This window comes from Kineococcus gynurae (genome assembly GCF_042433995.1).
In the GTDB taxonomy this organism is placed as follows: domain Bacteria; phylum Actinomycetota; class Actinomycetes; order Actinomycetales; family Kineococcaceae; genus Kineococcus; species Kineococcus gynurae.
Window position 1 is genome coordinate 1 of the sequence record NZ_JBHLUI010000016.1, and the last position, 1285, is coordinate 1285.

2 protein-coding genes are annotated in these 1285 nt (G+C 67.2%); both read left to right on the forward strand.

Going from position 1 to position 1285, the window contains the following annotated elements; translation table 11 throughout:
* Window positions 1–216: flagellin (locus tag ACFFKU_RS18490; RefSeq protein ID WP_380140339.1), on the forward strand; the 216-nt coding region annotated here is incomplete at its 5' end.
* A 223-nt stretch (window positions 217–439) separates the two neighbouring features.
* Window positions 440–1267 carry a flagellin N-terminal helical domain-containing protein gene (locus ACFFKU_RS18495; protein ID WP_380140340.1) on the forward strand — a complete coding sequence of 276 codons (828 nt, stop codon included), beginning with the start codon at window positions 440–442 and terminating at the stop codon, window positions 1265–1267.
* Window positions 1268–1285 lie beyond the last annotated feature (18 nt).

A 1285-nucleotide genomic window follows, 5' to 3' on the forward strand; every position in this document is an offset into this window, starting at 1 on the left:
AAGCTGGGTGCGGTGCAGAACCGGTTCGAGCACAAGATCAACAACCTCAACGTGTCGGTCGAGAACCTGACCGCCTCGGAGAGCTCGATCCGCGACACCGACATGGCGCAGGAGATGACGCGCTTCACGCGCAACCAGATCCTGTCCCAGGCCGGGACCAGCATGCTCGCGCAGGCCAACCAGGCCTCGCAGAACGTGCTGAGCCTGCTGCGCTGAGCCTGGTCGTTCCATCACGAGGGGCGGGGGATCTTCGGATCTCCCGCCCTTCGGCGTTCCCGGGTCCTGCGGGTGGGTCCGAGCTCCCGGGGCCGGCGGGGTGCTTCACCCGTTCGGACGTTCAGGTCGCGGGCGTGGGGGCCGATGAATCTGGTGTCGCCGGGCCACGGAAGGCCCGGCAGGTCCCACCCGGGGCCGCCACCACTCACGGAGGATGATCATCATGGGTCTTCGGATCAACAACAACATCGCGGCGCTGAACTCCTACCGGAACCTCAACGCCACGGACAAGGCGCAGTCCTCCTCGCTGGAGAAGCTGTCCTCGGGTCTGCGGATCAACCGTTCCGCCGACGACGCGGCCGGCCTGTCCATCTCCGAGGGGCTGCGTGGGCAGATCGGTGGCCTCAAGGTCGCCGTCCGCAACGCCCAGGACGGCGTCAACGTCGTCCAGACCGCCGATGGCGCGCTCAACGAGACGCACGCCATCCTGCAGCGCATGCGTGACCTCGCGGTGCAGGCGGCCAACGGTGGCTCGCAGAACACCACCTCCCAGGCCGCGGCCAACGACGAGTTCACCCAGCTCTCCTCGGAGCTGGACGACATCTCCGGCCGCACCAAGTTCAACGGGCAGGCCCTGCTGGACGGCACCTTCTCCAGCAAGTCCTTCCAGGTCGGTTCGGAGTCCGGTGAGACCCTGTCGGTCTCCATCGGCTCGATGTCGGCCTCGACCCTCGGTGTCTCCAGCACCGCGGTCGCCCTGTCGTCCACCGCCAGCGCCTCGGCGGCCATCACCGCGATCGACACCGCGATCGCGACGGTCTCCTCCGAGCGTTCCAAGCTGGGTGCGGTGCAGAACCGGTTCGAGCACAAGATCAACAACCTCAACGTGTCGGTCGAGAACCTGACCGCCTCCGAGAGCTCGATCCGCGACACGGACATGGCGCAGGAGATGACCAAGTTCACGCGCAACCAGATCCTGTCCCAGGCCGGGACCAGCATGCTCGCGCAGGCCAACCAGGCCTCGCAGAGCGTGCTGAGCCTGCTGCGCTGACCCTGACCCCGGTATCCG